The organism is Mycobacterium asiaticum (assembly GCF_001673635.1).
GTDB classification, from domain to species: domain Bacteria; phylum Actinomycetota; class Actinomycetes; order Mycobacteriales; family Mycobacteriaceae; genus Mycobacterium; species Mycobacterium asiaticum_C.
In genome coordinates, this window is record NZ_LZMH01000079.1 from 69,067 (window position 1) to 87,222 (window position 18,156).

The window sequence follows — 18,156 nt, forward strand, 5'->3', positions numbered from 1 at the left end:
TTTCACGCACCCTTCAATAGATCCCGCAACTCACTACGGCCGGACTCGTCGAGCGGGAGCAGCGGCGCCCGCGGATCGCCGGCCGGCACACCGAGCAGCTCCAGGCCCGCCTTCACCGTCGTCGGCAGCCCCCCCGCCACGATGAACTGCAGCAACGGCTTGAGGTCGTCGTAGAGAAGCTGGGCCTTCTCCAGGTCGCCGGCGCGTACCGCCATATACAGGTCGATGCACGGCTGAGCCCGCAAATTCGGTGCCGCCGTGCACCATCCGGCGGCGCCGACCTTCAGCGCGTCCAACACCAACGGGTTGCTGCCGTTGTAGAACGGCAGCCCGCCCTCGCTGAGCTCGGCGATGCGTTGCATCCGGGACAGGTCGCCGGTGGATTCCTTGACCATGGTGACGTTGTCGATGTCGGTGAACATCGAGACCAGCAGTTCGGGGCTCATGTCCACGCCGCTGGTCGCTGGGTTGTTGTAGGCCATGATCGGGATGTCGATCGACGCGCCGATGCTGCGGTAGTGCTGGGCGATCTCACGGTCGGTGAGCTTCCAGTAGGAGACCGGAAGAATCATGACCGCGTCCGCGCCCGCCTGTTGCGCGTACTGCGCGCGCCGAATTGTCTTGGCGGTGGTCACATCCGAGACGCCGACGATGACGGGCACCCGACCGCTGACGGTGGCGACGGTGGCGTCGACGACCGTGTCGAACTCGGACTCGTCAAGGTAGGCGAGCTCGCCGGTGCTGCCCAGCGGAGCGACGGCGTGCACGCCCGCGGACACCAGCCGCTCAACGAGACGGCCGTGGCGATCGGTGTCGATGCCGTCGGCGGAGAACGGCGTCACCGGGTAGGCGATGATGCCGTGAATCTTCGGCGTGTCAGACACGGGCGGACTCCTCGATGGAGATGGCGTCGGGGTGGCGGACCAGGGCGCGGCGGGCGTAGTAGGCGAAGTTGGCCCGACTGCGCGCGGGCGTCAACGTCCAGTCGTGGGCCTCGCGGGCCAATTCCTCCGGCAGCTCTTTAACCGCGCCGGCGGCCATTGCGGCGAGTTGCAGTTTGGCGGCCCGCTCGATCAGCACCGCCAGCGAGCAGGCTTCCTCGATGCTGGCACCGGCCACCACCTGACCGTGATGCGCCAGCAGTGCCGCCTTCTTGTCACCGAGGGCGGCCGTGATGATCTCGCCCTCCTCGTTGCCCACCGGCACGCCCGGCCAGTTGGCCAGGAACGCGCAGTCGTCGTAGAGCGGGGTGGTGTCCATATGCGAGACGACCAGCGGCACCTCGAGCATCGACAGCGCCGCCACATGGAAGGGATGGGTATGCACGACGCACTGCACGTCCGGGCGCGCGCGGTAGATCCAGCTGTGAAAGCGGTTGGCGGGGTTGGCCATTCCGTCACCCTGCAGGACGTTGAGATCCTCGTCGACGAGCAGCAGGTTGTCTTCGGTGATCTCGTCAAAGCCCAGGCCGAGCCGCTGGGTGTAGTAGGTGCCGGCCTCCTCGGCACGGGCGGTGATCTGTCCCGCCAGCCCGGAATCGTGACCCGCATCGAACAGGGCCCGACACGTCAGCGCCAGCTTTTGGCGGGTGGTCAGGTCCGACTCGACTTTCTGGGCTGTCAGCCGCTCCTGGGCTCGCCGCATCAGCTCGGGTTTGGAGTGGGTGAAAGTCGTCGCCATGTGACACACTGTACCCAACAGGAAACTTTGTGTCATCAAGGAGGTCCGCCGATGACGGCACTGCTGCGGGCGGTCCGCCGGCAACGCGGTCTGACGCTGGAGCGTCTCGCCGAACAGACCGGCCTGACCAAGAGCTACCTGTCCAAGATCGAACGCGGTCACAGCACGCCGTCTATCGCGGTCGCGCTCAAGGTCGCGCGCGCACTCGACGTCGACGTAGGGCGGCTGTTCTCTGACGAGGCCAGCGCAGAGAAGATCACCATCGACCGGGCTCAGTCCGACGCCGCCGACGCCGACACCGGGCTAGACCGCTACCGCGCGCTGGCGCCGAGCATGCTCGGCAAATCCATGTCTCCGTTCCTGGTTCGACGCAGCGGAGCGCACTCCGACCTGCCACATGCCGAACACACCGGCCAGGAATTCGTGTTCGTCCATGCCGGAACGGTGGAGCTCGACTACGGCGACCAAACCATCACGCTGGACACTGGTGACAGCGCCTACTTCGACGCGTCAGTCAGTCATAAGCTGCGCGCGGTCGGCACCGGCCCGGCCGAGGTCGTTGTCGTCACGCAGAACGACTCCCGATAAGCCGTTACCAGGGTCGGGTCGCACAGGTGACCGCGGTGGTGGCCTTCTGCGTCACTACAACCTGGCCGTCCACCGCGATCTCGCATTGCAACTCGGCAATGTTTCCCGAACTGCAGTCCGGCCAGCGGCAGGACCCACTTGCGGCGACGAACGCCCACTGATTCGGGTTAGCCAGGGTGGCGTTGTAGACCACCGGCTCCCCGGCGCTGAATGTCGTTCCCGCGGTACTCATGAACTGTGACGAGTTGGCGTCGAAGGCCGCCTGGCTGGGCGGATCGCTGTTCATGTACCGCACACTGCCGGTGAGATTGCCGGTGCTGGTGATCGTGTAGGTCACCTGGTGACCGGCGGGATCCGCATGTGCGGTCACCGGGACAAGACTCCCGAAAATTCCCGCAACCGCCAGCGCGGCCGCGCTCGCCACTATTCGCACGTTGGTCATATCGGAAAAGCTACCCGATTCGTTACTTCGGCCATTTTCTGCGAACGCCCCGGCGCCTACCATGCAGCTGTGCCCACAGCATTCGTGTTGTCCGGGGGTGCGAGTCTCGGCGCGATCCACGCCGGAATGCTGCTTGCCTTGGCCGACGCGGGGATCACGCCCGACCTGATCGTCGGCACGTCCGTCGGGGCGGTCAACGGCGGTTGGCTGGCATCCCGGTCCGACAGCGCTGGCATCCGCGGGCTGGCCGATCTGTGGATCTCGCTGTCGCGCAAACAGATTTTCCCGGCCCGCCCTATCGCCGGAGCACTCGGCATGTTCGGCCGCCGTACCCATCTGGTGCCCAACGCCGGTCTACGCGCCCTGCTGGCGGAGAAGTTGGAGTTCACCCGGCTCGAGAACGCACCGACTCCCCTGCATGTGGTGGCGACGGACGTGATTTCGGGCACCGACGTGCTGTTGTCGTCGGGCGACGCCGTTGACGCCATCGCCGCCAGTGCCGCCATCCCGGGGATCTTTCCGCCCCTGCGTATCGACGGTCGTGACCTGATGGACGGCGGCGTGGTGAACAACACGCCGGTCTCCCATGCGATCGCCCTGGGGGCCGACCAGATCTGGGTGTTGCCCACCGGGTACTCCTGCGACTTGCCGGCCGCGCCCAGGTCGGCGGCCAACATGGCGCTGCATGCGATGACCATCGCCCTGAACCACCGGCTCGCTGTCGATATCGCCCGCTTCGAAACCGAGTACGAGCTGCGCGTCATCCGGCCGCTGTGCCCGGTCTCCATCTCCGGTCTGGACTTCTCCCACGCGCCCGAGCTGATCGAACGGTCGGAGGCCGCAACCAAGGAATGGCTGGCCGCGAACCCGCCGACGGTCGGCCAAGCGGCGCTGCTGGAGCCGCACCGGCATTAGGTCGCGACCGAAGTTCCGCCGGCGTTCACCCGGTTCGGGTATGAAGCACCCATGAGCGAGGAGCCGGAAGAGGCGACCGAACGGCCGCCGGCCGCAGTGAGCCGTCGCACCCTGCTGGCGACCGGCACCATGGCCGGTGTCCTCGGTGTGGGCGCAGGAGTGGGCGGAGCCGCGCTGCTCAGGCCGCATGCCCCAGACATCTGGTCACGGCCCGATGTCTCCGGCACCCCGCCGGTAGCTGGGCTGCATCTGCAGTTCGGCCGCGACGCGAGCAGCGAACTGGTGGTCTCCTGGCACACCACCGACGCCGTCCGCAACCCCCGGGTGATGCTGGGCACCCCGACATCCGGCTTCGGCAGCACCGTCGCCGCCGAGACCCGCACCTACCGGGACGCCAAGTCCAACACCGAGGTTCGCGTCAACCACGCCCGGCTCAGCGGGCTCACCCCGGACACCGACTACGTCTACGCCGCGGTGCACGACGGTGCGCACCCGGAACTGGGCACTGCCCGAACCGCACCGGCAGGACGAAAACCCTTCCGCTTCACCAGCTTCGGCGACCAATCGACCCCCACTCTGAGCAAGCTGACCGACGGCAAGTACTTCAACGACCACATCGGGTCGCCCGCGGCCGGTGATACCACGATGGCGATCGAACGGATGGCGCCGCTGTTCAATCTGGTCAACGGTGACCTGTGCTACGCCAACCTCGCCCAGGACCGGATCCGCACCTGGTCGGATTGGTTCGTCAACAACAGTCGCTCGGCGCGCTACCGGCCCTGGATGCCGGCCGCAGGCAATCACGAGAACGAATTGGGCAATGGGCCAATCGGTTACGGCGCCTATCAGACCTACTTCTCGGTGCCCGATTCGGGATCCAGCCCCGAGTTGCGCGGCCTCTGGTATTCGTTCACCGCCGGTTCGGTGCGGGTGATCAGCCTCAACAATGACGATGTGGCCTATCAGGATGCCGGCAACTCGTATGTGCACGGTTACTCCGGCGGCGAGCAAAAGCGGTGGCTGGCTGGTGAATTGGCTGCTGCGCGGCGCGAGCCGGGCATCGACTGGGTGGTGGTGTGCATGCATCAAACCGCTATCTCGACCGCCCAGGCCAACGGCGCCGACCTCGGGATCCGCCAGGAGTGGCTGCCGCTGTTCGACGAGTACCACGTCGATCTGGTGCTATGCGGACACGAACACCACTACGAGCGCTCACATCCGCTGCGCGGCACCCTGGGCACCGACACCCGAACGCCGATCCCCGTCGACACCCGCAGCGACGTGATCGACGCGACCCGGGGAACCGTGCACGTCGTCATCGGCGGGGGCGGCACGTCCAAACCGACGAACGGATTGTTCTTCCCTGACCTGCGGTGCCGGGTCATCACCGGTGTTGGTGACTTCGATGCCGCGCTCGGGCACAAGCCGCCTATCTATGTGCTGGAGGACGCGCCGTGGTCGGCGTTTCGCGACCGCGAAAACCCCTATGGATTCGTCGCTTTCGACGTCGACCCGGGCACATCCGGCGGCAACACGACAATCAAGGCGACGTACTACGTGCTGCAGGGCCCATACGGAGTAGTGCGAGCCGTGGACGAATTCACGCTCACCAAACCGCGCGGCTAAAACAGCGTTTCCTGGACAGGCTGGGGGCTGCGCACCGCTTCGGCTGCCGCCGAGAACGGTCGGTGGTCGCCCTTGAGCCCGTACTTGGCGACCAGCGGCTGGGCGCGTTCCCGCAACATCTCGCGGTAGCCCGGCGGCAGATAGGCACCGCGCCGGAACAACTCGCGGTAGATGGCGACCAGTTCGGGGTGCGCGCGGGCCAGCCACGCCATGAACCAGCCCCGCGTGGTGCCGCGCAGATGCAAGGCGAACACGGTGACGCTGGTGGCGCCCGCCGCCGCGATCTGGCTCAGCAGGCCATCGAGATGCTCGACGGAGTCGGTCAGGTGCGGAAGCACCGGCGCCACCATCACGTGGCAGTCGAGGCCCGCGTCGCGGATCGCGGTGATGAGCGCCAACCGTGCCTGCGGTGTCGGCGTGCCCGGTTCGACGTCGCGGTGCAGCTCCGGGTCCCCAACCGCCAGCGACACCGCCACCGACAGCGGCACCTGTTCCGCTGCAGCGGTGATCAGCGGTAGATCTCTGCGCAGCAGGGTGCCCTTGGTCAGGATCGACATCGGCGTACCCGACCCGGCCAGCGCGCTGATGATGCCGGGCATCAGCGCGTAGCGGCCCTCCGCCCGCTGGTACGGGTCGGTGTTGGTACCCAGCGCAACGGTCTCGCGCTGCCAGGACGCGCGGCGGAGTTCACGGCGCAGCACCTCGACGACGTTGGTCTTGACCACGACCTGGCTGTCGAAATCAGCGCCGGGGTCGAAGTCCAGGTATTCGTGGGTGGGCCGGGCGAAGCAGTACCGGCAGGCGTGTGAGCAGCCGCGGTAACCGTTGACGGTGTACCGGAACGGCAGCATGGCGGCGTTGGGCACCTTGTTCAGCGCCGACTTGCACAACACCTCGTGGAAGGTCATGCCCTCGAACTGCGGCACCCGCACGCTGCGCACGAGACCGATCCGCTGCAGCCCCGGCAGCGCCCCGTCGTCGACCGGCGCGCCGTTGACCGCCACCGCCTGACCAGCCCAACGCATGCCTTCATTCGAACAACAGTTCGATGGCGAGTCAAGTGCTTGGCCACCCGACCAGCGATCCGCCGGAGAAATAGGGTCCGGCTCCCGGTGTCAGCGAGGAGTAGCCGGCGTTGACGATGGGCTGCAGCACCGCGTTCAGGCCGTTGATGATCGGCTGTGGAACGCCGAGCTGGACGAGTGGCAGCAGCATGGGCAGTGTCGGCGAGGGAATCATGTAGGTGGTGACCGTGCCGCCCAAAGAGTTTGTCACGCTGGACAACTCCACCGCGTTCGACATCGCGGCCACCGACGTTGCGTTGTGCTGGTACAGCGTGCCGAACACCGAATTCACCATCGCGGGAATATTCCACGGCCGGTCGGGCGGGTTGCCGAAGAAGTCGTACTGACCGAACACCACGCTGACGTTGTACTGGCTGGCGGCAAGCGGCTCGACGGTGTAGCCGAGCAGCGGCACGGTCATCCCGGTCGGCAGGTACGTGGCGGCCAGGCCGAGCTCAGGACTGGAGAACAAGGCGAACTCCAGGGCACCGGGCGGCGGGGCGCTCGGGCTGCTCGCCAGGTACGCCAGCTCGCGGTTGACGACGAGGGACCCCATCGACAGCCCGGCGATGTGCACCGGGGCACCACCGCTGCCGGCGACCGCACTCGTGATCATTTGGTCGAGCGTGAGCCGCCCCATCGCGACGGCCTGATTCACGGTCGGCGCGAGCGGACTGCCGCTGAAGATGCCCATGCTGGCCGGGTAGTTGACCACCTGAGCCAGGCTGTTGGGGAACCAGTTTTCGCCGATCAGCGGGTTGAGCAGGTTATAAGCCTGCAGGATCGACACCGACCAGGGCGCGGCGACGCCTTGCAGAGCGATCTGCCCCAGGACGGGCAACTCGGTCAGCAAACGCGGCGCGTACAGCGGGCCCGCACCCCCAACCGTGAGCCGGACGCCGGCCGCCGGCAGCGACGGCTGGGCAGCGTTGAGGATTTCGGTGCCAAGGTAAGCGTCGGCGTTCGCCGCCAGGGTGCGTACCAACCGCTCACCGTATTGCGCCGCCTGTGCGCTGACCGCTTGGTAGTCGCGGCCGTGCGCACGGAACAGATCCGCAATGCGGGTCGACACCTCGTCGGCCCCGGCCGTCAGTAGCGACGTGACGGAGTGCGCCGCTGCCCTGTTCGCCGCGTCGACGGCGGTCCCGAGGGCACTCAAATCGCTTGCGGCACAGACCAGAAAATCCGGTGCTGTCACCACATACGACATCGAGGGGCCTCCTTGCCCGGCAACCGGGCCCGATCCGGTCGCTTAGACGCAAACAGTAGGTGAGGCTACTCGAACAGCCGGAAACGCATCGGCAATTCCGAGGAATCGGTTGGGCGGCTATGAGTTGAGCAGCGAAAGGACTTCTGCGACAACGGAATTCAGCGGAACCGATATCTGATCCCCGGTCGTGAGGTCCTTGACGCCGACGGTGCCGGCGTCGATGTCGCGGTCGCCGGCAACCAGTGCCAGTCGCGCGCCGGAGCGGTCGGCCGCTCGCATGGCGCCTTTGAGCCCGCGGTCGCCGTAGGCCAGGTCGACACGCACGCCGGCCGCCCGCAGGGCGCCGCCCAGCACCGCCAGGCGCAGCTTGGCCGCCTCACTCAACGGCACGCCGAACACGTCGCAGCGGGCGGGCTGACCCACGCTCTTACCTTCGGCACGCAGGGCAAGCAGCGTGCGGTCCACACCCAGGCCGAACCCGATCCCGGACAGGTCCTGCCCACCCAGCTGCCGCATCAGCCCGTCGTACCGGCCGCCGCCGCCGATACCGGATTGCGCGCCCAGCCCGTCGTGCACGAACTCGAACGTGGTCTTGGTGTAGTAATCCAAGCCGCGCACCATCCGCGGGTTGATGACATACGGAACACCCAGCGCGTCCAGGTGCGAGAGCACGGTGTCGAAATGCTGCTTGGCGGCATCGGAGAGATGATCGAGCAACACCGGCGCGTCGGCGGTCATCGCCTTGACCTCGGGGCGTTTGTCATCAAGCACCCGCAGCGGGTTGATCTCGGCCCGCCGCCTGGTGTCCTCATCGATGTCAAGTCCAAACAGGAAGTCCTGCAGTAGTTCTCGATACTGCGGTCGGCAGCTCTCGTCGCCCAGGGAGGTGATCTCCAGCCGGAACCCATCCAGGCCCAGGGACCGGAATCCGGCGTCGGCCACCGCGATCACCTCAGCGTCCAGCGCCGGATCGTCCACACCGATCGCCTCGACACCCACCTGCTGCAATTGCCGGTAGCGGCCGGCCTGCGGCCGCTCGTAGCGGAAGAACGGTCCGGCGTAGCACAGCTTGACCGGCAGCGCGCCGCGGTCCAGGCCGTGCTCGATCACCGCGCGCACCACCCCGGCGGTGCCTTCGGGCCGCAACGTCACCGACCGGTCACCGCGGTCGGCGAAGGTGTACATCTCCTTGGACACCACATCGGTGGACTCGCCGACGCCACGCGCGAACAGGGCGGTGTCTTCGAAGATCGGCAGCTCGATGTCGCCGTAACCGGCGCGGCGTGCGGCGCCGAGCAGCCCGTCACGTACCGCGACGAACTGCGCGGAATCCGGTGGGAGGTAATCCGGAACACCTTTGGGCGCAACGAATTCCGTCACGAACTCAAACCTTCGAGGAACGGGTTGAACCGGCGCTCGGCGCCGATGGTGGTGGCGTTGCCATGCCCGGGTAGTACCACGGTCGGGTCGTCCAGCACCAACAATTTATCGACGATGGAACGCAGCAGGTCCCGGCCGCTGCCACCGAACAGATCGGTGCGCCCGACCGACCGCTCGAACAACGTGTCGCCGGTGAACACCACGTCGGCGTCGTTCTCGGCGGCCTGCCGGATCCGGAAGCACACCGAGCCACGGGTGTGGCCGGGCGTGTGGTCGACGTTGACCGAGATGCCGCCCAGGTCGAGCTTGTCCCCGTCGCGGTCCAACTCGACGACCTGCTTGGGCTCGCGAAAGAACGCGCCGGCCATTAGCTGGGCGACCCGCGGACCGAGACCGTGGATCGGGTCCTTGAGCATGAACCGGTCCTCGGGATGAATGTAAGTCGGGCACCCGAAGGTGTCCGACACCTTCTGGGCCGACCACATGTGATCGATGTGACCATGGGTGATCAGCACCGCGGCCGGGGTCAGCCGGTGCTTGTCGAGGATGCCGCGCAGCTGGCTCATCGCCCGCTGGCCCGGGTCGACGACCACGGCGTCGGATCCAGGCCGCTGTGCCACCACGTAGCAGTTGCACTGCAGCAACCCGGCGGGGAATCCAGCGACCAACATGGTCCCAGTTTCCCATCCCCAGCGTCATGGAATGATGGCGGCCGTGCCAACGAACCAACAGCGACGTGCGACGGCCAAGCGCAAACTCGAGCGGCAGCTGGAGCGCCGCGCCAAGCAAGCCAAGCGGCGCCGGATCCTGACGATCGCCGGGGGCGCGGTGGCCGCGGTGGCGGTGGTTGCCGCCGTGGTGGTTGCCGTCGTCGTCAGCAAGGACGACCACAAGGGCAATCCGTCGGCTTCGACCACGCCCAGCAGTTCCGCGCCGGAGTCACCGACGGCGGCGGGCCTGCCGCCGGTGCAGCTCGGCAACGCGGTGCCGCTGCCGCAGTTCAAGGCGCCGCCGAACCTGGGCGCGAACTGCCAGTACCCCGCCTCGCCCGACAAGGCCGGCAAGGAGGTCAAGCCGCCGCGGACCGGCAAGGTGCCCACCGAGCCGGCGCAGGTCAGCGTCAGCATGGTGACCAGTCAGGGCAACCTCGGCCTGATGCTTGCCAACAACGAATCACCTTGCACGGTGAACAGTTTCGCGAGCCTGGCCAACCAGGGGTTCTTCAAGGACACCAAATGCCACCGGCTGACCACGTCGCCGTCCCTGTCGGTGCTGCAGTGCGGGGACCCCAAGGGTGACGGCACCGGTGGACCGGGCTACCAGTTCGCCAACGAATACCCCACCAACCAGTACCCGGCCAACGACCCCAAGCTCAAAGAGCCCGTCATCTATCCGCGCGGCACGATCGCCATGGCCAACGCCGGTCCGAACACCAACAGCAGCCAGTTCTTCCTGGTTTACCGCGACTCGGCGCTGCCGCCGGAGTACACCGTGTTCGGGACCATCCAGGCCGACGGACTGGCTACCCTGGACAAGATCGCCGCGGCCGGCGTGAAGGGCGGCGGCGAGGACGGACCGCCGGCCCTGGATGTGACCGTAACGTCGGTGCTGCTCGACTAGGAGATTCGTGGCCGAAACCGAATTCGGTCGCTACCAGCTGCAGGGACTGCTGGGGCGCGGTGGCATGGGCCAGGTCTATCGCGCCTACGACACCGCGACCGACCGCGTCGTGGCCATCAAGGTGCTGCCCCCGCACCTGGCGGAGGACAAGGAATTCGAGCAACGCTTTCGCCGCGAGGCCCGCACGGCGGCCGGCCTCAATGACCCCCACATCGTGCCCATCCACAGCTTCGGGGAGATCGACGGTCGGCTTTACGTCGACATGCGCCTGGTCGAGGGCCGCGATCTGGTGCGGTTCATCGCCGAGAACGGTGGCCGGGTCAGCCCCGCCAAGACCGTCGCGATCATCGAACAAGTCGCCGCGGCGCTGGACAGCGCGCACCGGGCCGGGTTGGTCCACCGCGACGTCAAACCGTCCAATGTGTTGGTCGCCAACGCGCGGGACTTCGTCTATCTGATCGACTTCGGGATAGCCCGCGCCACCACCGACACGGCACTGACCAACACCGGGCACACGATGGGCACCCTGGCCTATCTCGCACCCGAAAGATTCAGCGGCACAACCGATCCCCGCGCCGATGTGTATTCGTTGGCATGCGTGCTGTACGAGTGCCTGACCGGGCAGCGGCCGTATCCGGGCGAGAGCTACGAAGAGCAGATCAAAGGCCACCTGCATACCCCGCCGCCGCAGCCGACGGCGGTCGCGCCCGACATTCCGCCGGCCTTCGACGCGGTGGTGGCCCGCGGTATGGCCAAGGACCCGCAGGCGCGGTATCAGACAGTCCTCGAGTTGGCCGACGCCGCTCGCGCGGCGCTGGGCGGCGCAGGTTTGGCACTCCCCCCGCCGCCGCCGTCGCCGCCTGCCGGGGCGTACCACCAGGCGCCCGCAGGTCAGTTCGATGGCCCGACCGGGCCGGTTCAGGCGGGCAGCCGTAGCGCGCTGGTCCTGACCGTCGCCGGTTCGGGGCTGCTGCTGCTGCTGGTGGCCGTGGTGGTCGCTGTTTTCGCCAGCAACGACGATCCGGGCCCGAGCAACGCGCCAACCACCACCATGACCACCACCCCGGCGCCGACGACGACCGAGACAACAGACGTCACCGACACGACCGAGACCAGCGACATCACCGACACCGCAACCGGCGGTCCAACGCCGTAACCAGCGCCGTCAGGCGGCCGCTAAGCCGCTGAAGTCACCCGATACACGTCGTAGACGCCTTCGACGTTGCGCACCACATTCAGCAGGTGCCCCAGGTGCTTGGGGTCGCCCATCTCGAAGGTGAACCGGCTGATCGCCACCCGGTCACCGGAGGTGGTGACCGACGCGGACAGGATGTTCACCTTCTCGTCGGCCAGCACCCGCGTCACGTCGGAAAGCAGCCGGTGCCGGTCCAGCGCCTCCACCTGGATCGCCACCAAGAACACCGAGGACGGGGACGGCGCCCACAGCACCTCGATGATGCGTTCGGCCTGCTGTTGCAGCGACGCGGCGTTGGTGCAGTCGGTGCGGTGCACGCTGACTCCCCCGCCGCGGGTCACAAAGCCCATGATCTGGTCGCCCGGCACCGGGGTGCAGCACTTGGCCAGCTTGGTCAGCACGCCCGGGGCGCCGGGAACCGAGACGCCCACGTCTTCGGTGCTGCGGGGCCGGCGCGGCATGGTCGCCGGAGTGGACCGCTCGGCCAGATCCTCCTCGGCCTGGTCGATCCCACCGAGTTCTGCCAGTAGCCGCTGCACGACGTGCCGGGCCGAGACATGCCCCTCACCGATCGCGGTGTACATCGCCGAGACGTCGGTGTAGTGCAGCTCGCGGGCCACCGCGGCCATCGATTCGCCATTGACCAAGCGCTGCAAGGGAAGTCCGCCGCGCCGCACCTCACGGGCCATGGCTTCCTTGCCGGATTCCAGCGCCTCCTCGCGACGCTCCTTGGCGAACCACTGCCGGATCTTGGTCTTGGCACGCGGGGACACCACGAACTGTTGCCAGTCCCGCGACGGTCCGGCGTTCTGCGCCTTGGACGTGAAAACCTCTACGACTTCGCCGTTGTCGAGCTTGCGTTCCAAGGCCACCAGGCGGCCGTTGACCCGCGCGCCGATACAGCGATGTCCCACCTCGGTGTGCACCGCGTAGGCGAAGTCCACCGGGGTGGACCCGGCCGGCAGGGTGAACACGTCGCCCTTGGGCGAGAAAACGAAAATCTCTTGCACCGCAAGGTCGTAACGCAACGACTCCAGGAACTCACCGGGGTCGGCGGCCTCACGTTGCCAGTCGAGCAGCTGACGCATCCAGGCCATGTCGTCGATCTCGGCGGCGGCGTGCGGATGCGGAACACCGTTGCGGCCCTTGGCTTCCTTGTACCGCCAGTGCGCGGCGATGCCGTACTCGGCGGTGCGGTGCATGTCGCGGGTCCGGATCTGCACCTCCAGCGGCTTGCCCTCCGGGCCGACCACGGTGGTGTGCAGTGACTGGTACACCCCGTATCTGGGCTGCGCGATGTAGTCCTTGAACCGGCCCGCCATCGGCTGCCACAGCGAATGCACCACGCCCACAGCGGCATAACAGTCACGGATCTCGTCGCACAGGATCCGGATGCCGACCAGGTCGTGGATGTCGTCGAAGTCGCGGCCCTTGACGATCATCTTCTGATAGATCGACCAGTAGTGCTTCGGCCTACCTTCAACCGTCGCCTTGATCTTGGAGGCGTTCAGCGTGTTGGTGATCTCGGCGCGCACCTTGGCCAGATAGGTGTCCCGGGACGGCGCCCGACCGGCCACCAACCGGACGATCTCGTCGTACTTCTTGGGATGCAGGATCGCGAACGCCAGGTCCTCCAGCTCCCATTTGACGCTGGCCATCCCGAGCCGATGCGCAAGGGGTGCAATGACTTCCAGCGTCTCGCGGGCCTTGCGGGCCTGCTTTTCCGGCGGCAGGAAACGCATGGTGCGCATGTTGTGCAGCCGGTCGGCCACCTTGATCACCAGCACCCGCGGGTCGCGGGCCATAGCGGTGATCATCTTGCGGATCGTCTCGCCTTCGGCGGCGCTGCCCAACACCACGCGGTCCAGCTTGGTCACGCCGTCGACGAGGTGGCCCACCTCTTCGCCGAAGTCCTCGCTCAACGCCTCCAGCGTGTAGCCGGTGTCCTCCACCGTGTCGTGCAACAGAGCTGCCACCAAGGTGGTGGTGTCCATGCCCAACTCAGCCAGGATGTTGGCGACGGCCAACGGGTGGGTGATGTAGGGATCTCCGGAGTGCCGAAGCTGCGACGCGTGGCGCTGGTCGGCGACCTCGTAGGCGCGCTGCAGCAGCGACAGATCGGCTTTCGGGTAGACCTCGCGGTGCACCGACACCAGCGGTTCGAGCACCGGGTTGATTGCGCTGCTGCGGGCGGTCATCCGGCGGGCCAGCCGCGCCCGCACGCGTCGGGACGCGCTGCTGCTTGTCTTGACCGGCTCCGCCGGTGGCTCCGGCACCTCGCTGACCGGCAACGGCTCCGTGGGCGGGGCAGCTTGCAGCGTGCTTTGGTCGTCCGCCACGTTCGTCACCTCCGAACTAGAGGATATCGCGGTATTCCGGTTACTAAACGCGACTCAGGCTGTGCACCGACAAAGGCGTCAGCGCCTCGCGACCACCCAGTTCCACCAACTCCACCACCACCGCCGCCGATGTCACGGCAGCGCCGCTGTGCTCGAGCAGCCGTTGCGCGGCGCCCACGCTGCCGCCGGTGGCCAGGACATCGTCGATGATCACCACGCGCCGGCCGGCCAGCGCGATTCCGTCGGCCGGGATTTCGAGGGTGGCGGCGCCGTACTCACGCTGGTAGTTCTCGCTGAGCACCGGCGGCGGCAGCTTGCCGCCCTTGCGGATGGCCAGCACGCCGGTTCCGAGACGGACCGCGACGGCCGCAGCGAGCAGCAACCCGCGCGCGTCGATGCCCGCTATCAGGTCGGCGCCGTCGGCCACCTCGGTCAATGCGTCGGTGATCGCCGTCATCGCATCGCGATCGGCGAACACCGGGATCAGGTCGCGAAACACCACGCCGGGCTTGGGGAAATCGACGACCTCCCTGGTTAGCTCCGCCAGCATGGCGGACAGATCGGTCACTGCACCAGGGCCCATCTATCCATATTCCACCCGGCGCCCCAGCGGGTCGGGTTTCGGCTGACGGCGTACATCTTCTTCGACATCAACAGGGTGCGCTGCTGCCGGTACAGCGGCAGGGTCGGCATGTCGCCCCAGAGCACCGGCGCGGCCTCGCTGAGCAGTCTGGCGCGTTCGGCCGGATCCGCCGAGACCGCCAGCGCCCCGATGATCCCGTCGATCTGGGGGTTGGAGTAGCCCGACAGGTTGTTGCCGTTGCCGCCGTGCAGCGCGTAGGCGTCCATCGAGGACGACCCAGTCGATCCGCTGCCGCTGGCACCGCCCGTGCTCGCGACCAGCACGTCGATCTTCCCGTCCCGCAGGGCCTGGGGTCCTGAGGTATCCAGGATCACGTTCGTCACGGTGATGCCCGCCGGTGCGCACGACGACGCGATGGCCCCGACGGTGGCCGCCAGCCGGGCGTTCGGTCCTCGGTAGCCGATCCGGACGTTCAGCTTGGCGTTGCCGAGCGCCGTGCGTGCGGCGTTGGGGTCGGCCCGGTTGAACTGCGCCGCCTCGGCGACACCGTCGGCGGCGGCGACCGCGTCCTCGGCGGCCGGGCTCAGCCGCGAGTTGGCGATCGCGACCCCGGCGTCCTTGGCGATGACGTCCCGCGGGGTGCACAGCGCGAACGCGGTGCGTGCGGGCCGCGCCGCCAGCGGTCCCTGCGAGGCGAAGATCAGTTGCTCGATCCCCGCCGACGCCGAGTCGCTGCGCTCATAGTTGTCCGGCGTGGCCAGCGCACCGGAGGACCCGGCCGCGACGTCGACCACGTCGACACTGCGGTTGTTCACCCGGTCCTGGATGTCGCCGCCCTGCGGCCAGACGGTGATCCGCTTGGTGATCGCCTTGGCGCCCCACCAGCGGTCATTGGAGACCAGCACGACGGCACCGCCGTCCAGCACCCGTTCGATCTTGTACGGCCCCGACGACGGGAAGCGTTTGAGGTCGATCCCCGGCTTGAGGTCCCAGGTGGTGTTCCACAGCCGAGCCACCTGTTCGATCACCGACGCCTTGTTGGTGAGCAGGGCGGTCGTGATGTCGGTGCCCAGCGTGTCCGCGATGACGTGCGACGGCATCATCGAGGTGGCCGTGAACAGCTGCGTGTAGTCGACGACGCCGCGGTCCGGGATGAACGAGACCCGGGCCTTCTTCTGTCCCGGCGTGCACTCGACGTTGGCAATGTCGACGTACCCGGCCTGGCTGGCGGCATCGAAACCACCGAAGCGCCCGGACTGCGCCGCCCAGGCCAGCACAAGGTCGTCGCAGGTCACTGGCTTGCCGTCGGAATAGACGGCGTTGTCAGCGATTTGGTAGTCCAGCACCAGGGGTGAGCCGCCCACCATCGAGACGGTGCCGAAGTCGTGGTCGGCGACCACCTGTCCGTCGGGCCCGTGGTAGCCGAAGCCGGCGAGGGTCCGGGCGAAGGCCTGGGCTCCCGCCGAGGCCGCGCCGATCACGGTGTTGGTGTTGTAGCTGGACAGCGTCCCGTCGACGACGTAGTCGACCTGACCGGCGGCGGTGCCCGAACACGCGGTCAGGGTGGACGACGTCAGCGCTGCCGCCGCGGCCGTGACCACGGCGGCTTTCCGCCAGCGACCCCAGGCGGCCATCGGCTACCGCTTGCCGGCGTTTCGTTTGCCGGTGGGACGCCGCGTACCGGTAGGACGCACCGGGCGAGCGCCTGGGGCCGGCTTGTTGCTGGGCGTGGGCTTGTCGGCCTTGGCCGGGCGGGTGGCCGCTTCTACCGTTTCGGTGGCCGTTTCGGTGGTCGTCTCGGTCGTCTCGGTCGTCTCGGTCGTCTCGTCGGCAGCTTCGTCGTCGTCCTCGGCGGTGTCCGCCTTGGCCGAAGCTTTCTCGGTGGTCGCCGCGCTGCCGCTGTTCCGCCGCCGCAGCACGCGGCGGGTGTGGTTGCGCACCAGTTCGGTGCGCTCGCGCAGCGTCACAAGCAGCGGGGTGGCGAAGAAGATCGACGAGTAGGTGCCCACGATGATGCCGATCAGCTGCACCAGGGCCAGGTCCTTCAGGGTGCCGACGCCGAGCAGCCAGACCGCGACCACCATCAGCGCCAGCACCGGTAGCACCGAGATCAGGCTGGTGTTGATGGACCGCATGAACGTCTGGTTGACCGCCAGGTTGGCGTGCTCGGCGAAGGTACGCCGGGTGGTGTGCTGGAACCCGTGGGTGTTTTCTTCGACCTTGTCGAACACGATGACGGTGTCATAGATCGAAAAGCCCAGGATGGTCAGCAGACCGATCACGGTGGCCGGGGTGACCTCGAAACCCACCAGCGCGTAGACGCCGGCGGTCACCGTGATGTCGAAAATCATTGCCGCCAGCGCCGACAGGGTCATATAGCGCTCGTAGCGCACGGTGATGTAGACGGCGACCAGCACCAGGAACACCACCAGCGCGATCACCGCTTTCTTGGTGATCTGACCGCCCCAGGTCTCCGACACCGCCGCGTCACTGATCGCCTTCTTGCTGGGGTTACCGTCGGGCCCCTTGGGGTGGAACGCGTCGAACAGCGCGGTGCGCAGCTTCTCGGTCTGCTCGTTGGACAGCGTCTCCGAACGGATCTGGACGGTGGCCGAGGAACCCTTGCCGACCGTCACAACCGACTCGGGGTCTTTTCCGATGGTGTTGTTGAAGACGGTTTCGACCTGCGTGACGCTGATCGCGCCCTCGGTGCCAACCGACGGCATGGACACCGTGGTGCCGCCCTTGAAGTCGATACCGAAGGTGAACCCGCGGATGAGGATTGCCAGGATGGCGATCGCCATCATCGCGCCGCTCACCCCGTACCACAGCTTGCGGCGGCCCACCACCTCGAACGCGCCGGTTCCGGTGTATAGCCGCGACAGCCAACTATGTTGCACCGCAGGTGTTTTCGCTTCGTTGGCGGCTTTCTCGAGTGTCTTTGGTTTGGACGCCATCACTTATCCCGTCCCGTCTTTGCGGCACCCGCGGTGGCGGCACGGCGTTCGCGTGCGACCTGCTGAACGGCGCCGAGCCCGTTGTACGCGGGCTTGCCCAACCTCTGCGACTTCGACGCCAGGTACACCAGCGGCCAGGTCACCAGGAACACGACCACGACGTCGAGGATCGTCGTCAGGCCGAGGGTGAAGGCGAATCCCTTGACCTGGCCGACAGCCAGGAAGTACAGCACCGCAGCCGCCAGGAAGGTGACGGCGTTACCGGACACGATCGTCTTACGGGCCCGCGCCCAACCGCGCGGCACCGCCGAGCGGAACGAACGGCCTTCGCGGATCTCGTCTTTGATGCGCTCGAAGAACACCACGAACGAGTCGGCGGTAGTCCCGATACCGATGATCAGACCGGCGATGCCGGCCAGGTCCAGGGTGTAGTTGATATACCTGCCCAGCAACACCAGGATCGCGTAAACCATTGCGCCGGAAGCGACCAACGACAGCGCGGTCAGCAAACCCAGCACCCGGTAATACAGCAGTGAGTACACCAACACCAGCGCCAG

The 18,156-nt window shown here is 67.2% G+C and carries 16 protein-coding genes and 1 pseudogene; 5 read left to right on the forward strand and 12 right to left on the reverse strand.

The features are described from left to right. Positions 1–2: 2 nt before the first annotated feature. Together A5645_RS23510 and A5645_RS23515 are read right to left on the reverse strand one after the other, a co-directional pair. Positions 3–884 (reverse strand): dihydrodipicolinate synthase family protein, encoded by an 882-nt coding sequence (locus A5645_RS23510; protein WP_065131227.1) that lies wholly within the window; start codon positions 882–884, stop codon positions 3–5. Further along, the gene (locus A5645_RS23515; protein ID WP_065131228.1) at positions 877–1,680 is read right to left on the reverse strand and encodes an aldolase; all 804 of its coding nucleotides are present in this window, start codon (positions 1,678–1,680) and stop codon (positions 877–879) included. Before A5645_RS23515 ends, A5645_RS23510 begins: the two co-directional genes overlap by 8 nt. Before the next feature lie 51 nt (positions 1,681–1,731). On the opposite strand from A5645_RS23515, the gene A5645_RS23520 reads away from it, so the two are divergent. Continuing rightward, on the forward strand, positions 1,732–2,268 hold the full coding sequence (locus tag A5645_RS23520) for a helix-turn-helix domain-containing protein (protein WP_065037792.1): 537 nt from the start codon (positions 1,732–1,734) through the stop codon (positions 2,266–2,268). Between the two features lie 4 nt (positions 2,269–2,272). Here A5645_RS23520 and A5645_RS23525 read toward each other — a convergent pair whose 3' ends face one another. Next, complete coding sequence (locus tag A5645_RS23525) at positions 2,273–2,710, reverse strand: Rv2576c family protein (RefSeq protein ID WP_065131229.1); 438 nt, start codon at positions 2,708–2,710, stop codon at positions 2,273–2,275. 69 nt (positions 2,711–2,779) lie between these two features. Between A5645_RS23525 and A5645_RS23530 the strand changes: the two genes are divergently transcribed. Further along, the gene (locus A5645_RS23530; RefSeq protein ID WP_065131230.1) at positions 2,780–3,625 is read left to right on the forward strand and encodes a patatin-like phospholipase family protein; all 846 of its coding nucleotides are present in this window, start codon (positions 2,780–2,782) and stop codon (positions 3,623–3,625) included. 51 nt (positions 3,626–3,676) lie between these two features. Continuing rightward, the gene (locus A5645_RS23535) at positions 3,677–5,251 is read left to right on the forward strand and encodes a purple acid phosphatase family protein (protein WP_065131231.1); all 1,575 of its coding nucleotides are present in this window, start codon (positions 3,677–3,679) and stop codon (positions 5,249–5,251) included. Here the strand turns inward: A5645_RS23535 and A5645_RS23540 are convergent. From A5645_RS23540 to A5645_RS23555, 4 genes are all read right to left on the reverse strand, one after another. Continuing rightward, on the reverse strand, positions 5,248–6,276 hold the full coding sequence (locus tag A5645_RS23540; protein WP_065037788.1) for an Rv2578c family radical SAM protein: 1,029 nt from the start codon (positions 6,274–6,276) through the stop codon (positions 5,248–5,250). The two genes, A5645_RS23535 and A5645_RS23540, sit on opposite strands and share 4 nt — an antisense overlap. A 31-nt stretch (positions 6,277–6,307) precedes the next feature. Continuing rightward, complete coding sequence (locus A5645_RS23545; RefSeq protein ID WP_065131232.1) at positions 6,308–7,525, reverse strand: PE-PPE domain-containing protein; 1,218 nt, start codon at positions 7,523–7,525, stop codon at positions 6,308–6,310. 117 nt (positions 7,526–7,642) lie between these two features. Next, positions 7,643–8,905 carry a histidine--tRNA ligase gene (gene hisS, locus A5645_RS23550; RefSeq protein WP_065131233.1) on the reverse strand — a complete coding sequence of 421 codons (1,263 nt, stop codon included), beginning with the start codon at positions 8,903–8,905 and terminating at the stop codon, positions 7,643–7,645. Then, complete coding sequence (locus A5645_RS23555; RefSeq protein WP_065131234.1) at positions 8,902–9,576, reverse strand: MBL fold metallo-hydrolase; 675 nt, start codon at positions 9,574–9,576, stop codon at positions 8,902–8,904. Before A5645_RS23555 ends, hisS begins: the two co-directional genes overlap by 4 nt. A gap of 43 nt (positions 9,577–9,619) precedes the next feature. Between A5645_RS23555 and A5645_RS23560 the strand changes: the two genes are divergently transcribed. Further along, positions 9,620–10,525, forward strand: a complete 906-nt coding sequence (locus tag A5645_RS23560) for a peptidylprolyl isomerase (protein WP_065037809.1) — start codon at positions 9,620–9,622, stop codon at positions 10,523–10,525. A 64-nt stretch (positions 10,526–10,589) separates the two neighbouring features. After that, positions 10,590–11,346, forward strand: a pseudogene (locus A5645_RS23565) (serine/threonine-protein kinase); the annotation flags it as partial. Positions 11,347–11,701: 355 nt separating this feature from the next. Here the strand turns inward: A5645_RS23565 and A5645_RS23570 are convergent. The 5 genes from A5645_RS23570 to A5645_RS23590 all read right to left on the reverse strand — a co-directional run. Continuing rightward, positions 11,702–14,059 carry a RelA/SpoT family protein gene (locus A5645_RS23570; protein ID WP_065037808.1) on the reverse strand — a complete coding sequence of 786 codons (2,358 nt, stop codon included), beginning with the start codon at positions 14,057–14,059 and terminating at the stop codon, positions 11,702–11,704. A 43-nt stretch (positions 14,060–14,102) separates the two neighbouring features. Next, positions 14,103–14,642 carry an adenine phosphoribosyltransferase gene (locus tag A5645_RS23575; RefSeq protein WP_065037784.1) on the reverse strand — a complete coding sequence of 180 codons (540 nt, stop codon included), beginning with the start codon at positions 14,640–14,642 and terminating at the stop codon, positions 14,103–14,105. Continuing rightward, on the reverse strand, positions 14,624–16,276 hold the full coding sequence (locus A5645_RS23580; RefSeq protein ID WP_065131235.1) for an ABC transporter substrate-binding protein: 1,653 nt from the start codon (positions 16,274–16,276) through the stop codon (positions 14,624–14,626). The genes A5645_RS23575 and A5645_RS23580 overlap by 19 nt, the downstream gene beginning before the upstream one ends. 3 nt (positions 16,277–16,279) lie before the next feature. Beyond that, positions 16,280–17,599 (reverse strand): protein translocase subunit SecF, encoded by a 1,320-nt coding sequence (secF, locus tag A5645_RS23585; RefSeq protein WP_065131240.1) that lies wholly within the window; start codon positions 17,597–17,599, stop codon positions 16,280–16,282. After that, on the reverse strand, positions 17,599–18,156 hold a 558-nt coding region (locus tag A5645_RS23590; protein ID WP_155768142.1), incomplete at its 5' end, for an MMPL family transporter. The genes A5645_RS23590 and secF, both read right to left, overlap by 1 nt.